The following is a 3,215-nucleotide window of genomic DNA, read 5'->3' on the forward strand; positions in this document are numbered from 1 at the left end:
GAACAGGACGGTGTCGTCGTGGTCGACGAACCGGACACCGGCGACCTGCACAACAAGTGGACCTTCGCGCCGCTCGGGGTCCCGGTGTTCGGGCTGGTCGACTCGGTGCTGGACGTGCCGGGCAAGCTCTTGCCGGGGGCGTGAGCGCCGCTTCGGGTGACGGCGGCCCCGGTCGGGCACCGGGGCCGTCCACGCGGCGGCTCAGATCCAGGCGATCATCAAGCCGGGGGCGACCGCCAGCGCCGCGAAGCGGGCGAAGCGGCCCACCAGGCCCGTGATCAAGAACGTGCTCAGCGGCACCCGCGCCCAGCCCGCGACCACGCAGGTCGCCAGGAACGGTGGCAGGCTCGCCGCCGCGCTCAGCAGCAGCACTCCACCGGTCCACATCGGACGGTGCAGGCACCAGGCGCGGAACCGGTCCAGCCATTCCTTCCAGCGGCCGGTGTGGTGCTCCGGATCGCTGCGGCGCTGCAGGAAACCGGGAAGTTTGATGATGCCGCGCGCGGCGTAGTAGTAGAGCAGCTTGCCGCCGATCTGCCCGAGGGTCACCACCAGCGCCAGCAGCCACCAGGGCACCTCCGGGCCCTTGACGACCATGCCGACGACGAAGATCTCCACGCTGATGATCGGGAACAGCGCGGAAACCACCGACATCCCGAAGGCGGTGGAGATCAAACCGATGGAGGTCAGCACGGGTCCTCCGGAGGTCGGTGCGTGGTCAGCGCCAGGCTAGCAACATCCCGCGAACGGCATCGTGTGGCCGGGCGGCTGCGGAGCGTTTCCGGCCGGGCCGCGACCCGCCCGGTGCAGGCGGCTCACTCCGGCCGGGAGAGTTCCAGGTCGAGCGGGCCGGACAGGCGCAGCTCCCGCAGCGGGCGACCAGCGGCGTCGAGCGTGCGGACCGTGCCGTCCGGACCCCAACCGGCGTGCTCGAAGAACGCGAGCGAGGCCGAATCCTCCTCCGGAACCCAGGTGATGCCGCGCGTGGCGCCGCCCTCGGCGAGCTGTTGCGCCATGGTCGCCAGCAGCCGGCCGCCGTGCCCGCGGCGACCCCAACGCGGCTCGACGAGCAGCGTGCTCACCAGCGCCACGGTCGCCGCATCCGGCGGTGGGGTGCCGTTCGCGGCGGCGGCTTCCTGCTCGGGAGCACGACCTGCGGCGCAGAACCCGGCCGTCCATTCGCCCTCGGTGGCCACCAGCAACGTCACCTGGCCGCCGTGCAGTGCCTCTTCCCAGCTGCGTCGCGCCGCGTTCTCGTCCACGCTCGCCAGCGCTTCCGGCGGCAGCAGCTCGGCGTAGGCGCTGCGCCAGGTGGTGAGCTGGATCCGTGCGATCTCGGGGACGTCGGAAGGCGCGGCGAGGCGCACATCGGCATCGGCCATGCGCGCCAAACTAGCTGGGAGGTCAGTCCGGATGCGTGCGGGCGGGGGAGACGCGGTGCCGCGCGGGTTGCGTGACCGGTTCGTCCGGCGCGCGCAGCAGCTCGCCGAACCGGTTCGTCGAGCCATGCGCTGCGGTTCGGTGCGCCGCACGGGGTTGTCGGTGCGGCCTGGCACCATCCGGGTGATGGAGACGATGAGTGCTGCGGCAGCGCGGCGGACGGCGCTGGCCGCCCAAGGGTTCGCCGCGCAGGGATCCACTGCCGCACGGCCGACCGGGGAGGCGAACAGGCAGCACCTGAACCGGGCGCTGGGTCGGACGAAGCTGCTGCAGATGGACTCGGTGAACGTCGCGGTGCGGGCGCACTACATGCCGCTCTACAGCCGCCTCGGCGCTTACCCCGCGGAGCTCGTCGACAACGCCGCTTGGACGCACAGCGCGAAAAAGCCGCGGCTGCTCGTCGAGTACTGGGCGCACGAAGCCTCCCTCATACCGGTGCGGGACTGGCCGCTGCTGCGCTGGCGGATGCGCGAACACGGCGGCTCGTGGCGGCGGGGCCTGCGCGAACTGCTGGAGGACTCACCCGGCCTCATCGACGACGTGCTCGCCGCGGTCAAAGACCTCGGTCCGGTCGGCGCAGGCACCCTCGAACGCGAACTCGGCGGTGACACCCGCCAGGGGCGCGGACCGTGGTGGAACCGCACCGACACCAAACGGGTCTGCGAGTTGCTCTTCGCCATGGGCGAGCTGACCACCGGCACCCGCCGCGGTTTCGAACGGCTCTACGACCTGCCGGAACGGGTGCTGCCGCCGGACGTGCTCAGCCAAGACCCGGACGAGCACGACGCGGTGCGCGAACTCGTGCGGCGCTCCGCGGACGCGCTCGGCGTCGCGACCGAAGCCGAGCTGCGCGACTACTACCGGCTCAGCCCGCAGCGCGGCCGCCGCGCCGTCGACGAGCTCGTGGAAAACGGCGACCTCGAACCGGTCGCGGTGCACGGCTGGCGCAGCCAGGCGTACCGGCACGTCGACGCACGCACGCCGAGGCGGGTGCGCGGCAGCGCGCTGCTCTGCCCGTTCGACCCGTTGATCTGGGAGCGCTCGCGGGCCGAGCGGCTGTTCGGCTTCCGCTACCGCATCGAGATCTACGTGCCGCAGCCGCAACGCGAGTACGGCTACTACGTCTTCCCCTTCCTGCTCGACGGTGAACTGGTGGCCCGGGTCGACTTGAAAGCCGACCGGACCGCGAAGGTGCTGCGCGTGCCCGGCGCGTTCGGCGAACCCGACCGCGATCTCGGCAAGATCGCCCCGGAGCTCGCCGCCGCGCTGCACGACATGGCCGCGTGGTTGGGCCTGGACGGCGTTGCCGTCGGAACCCGGGGCGACCTCGCCGACCCGCTGCGCGCGCTCACCGCAGCGTCCTGATCCGCTCGCTCACCCGGCCGAGGTGAGCAGCGCGTCGCCGCTACCGGTGCGGCCGAAGATCCGCAGCGGGGGCTCGTCCTCGGCAGGCTCCGCCGAAACCTCCAGGTCGCTGTGCGCCGACCCGGTCGTGGAGGTCAGGTCCACTTCCGCGGTCACCCCGCGCCGCACCGCGACCCGCAGCTCACCGGAACCCGTGATCAGCTCGGTCTGGCCGCGGGCGGCTTCGGAGATGGTGATGTCACCGCTGCCGGACCGGACCAGCACGTCCGCGTGCACCGCGCCCAGCCACACGCTGCCGCTGCCGGTCACCACCGACGACGCCGCACCCACCGAGGCGATCTCCACGTCACCGCCGCCGCTGCGGGCCTGCACCCCGGCACCCATCTCCCCGAGCCGCAGCGCGCCCGAAC

The 3,215-nt window shown here is 72.4% G+C and carries 4 protein-coding genes; 1 reads left to right on the forward strand and 3 read right to left on the reverse strand.

Features of this window, described 5'->3' with window-relative positions:
- Positions 1-201 precede the first annotated feature (201 nt).
- Both IJH84_RS07755 and IJH84_RS07760 read right to left on the reverse strand, forming a co-directional pair.
- Entirely contained in the window at positions 202-693 is a 492-nt protein-coding gene (locus IJH84_RS07755; protein ID WP_295142058.1) for a YqaA family protein, read from the reverse strand.
- Between the two features lie 122 nt (positions 694-815).
- A complete protein-coding gene (locus tag IJH84_RS07760; RefSeq protein WP_295142062.1) occupies positions 816-1,382 on the reverse strand; it encodes a GNAT family N-acetyltransferase in 567 nt (188 codons plus the stop codon).
- A gap of 184 nt (positions 1,383-1,566) precedes the next feature.
- Between IJH84_RS07760 and IJH84_RS07765 the strand changes: the two genes are divergently transcribed.
- Positions 1,567-2,805: a crosslink repair DNA glycosylase YcaQ family protein gene (locus IJH84_RS07765; RefSeq protein ID WP_295142067.1), complete on the forward strand. Its 1,239-nt coding sequence runs from the start codon at positions 1,567-1,569 to the stop codon at positions 2,803-2,805.
- 9 nt (positions 2,806-2,814) lie between these two features.
- Here the strand turns inward: IJH84_RS07765 and IJH84_RS07770 are convergent.
- A partial coding sequence (locus IJH84_RS07770) for a DUF4097 family beta strand repeat-containing protein (RefSeq protein ID WP_295142065.1) occupies positions 2,815-3,215 on the reverse strand: 401 nt, incomplete at its 5' end.

Source organism: Saccharopolyspora sp. (genome assembly GCF_017434145.1).
Lineage (GTDB): Bacteria > Actinomycetota > Actinomycetes > Mycobacteriales > Pseudonocardiaceae > Saccharopolyspora_C > Saccharopolyspora_C galaxeae.

Excerpts from the sequence above, each read along its gene's own strand:
- IJH84_RS07760 (WP_295142062.1), bottom strand. The coding sequence starts at position 1,382 with ATGGCCGATGCCGATGTGCGCCTCGCCGCGCCTTCCGACGTCCCCGAG.
- IJH84_RS07765 (WP_295142067.1), top strand. The coding sequence starts at position 1,567 with ATGGAGACGATGAGTGCTGCGGCAGCGCGGCGGACGGCGCTGGCCGCC.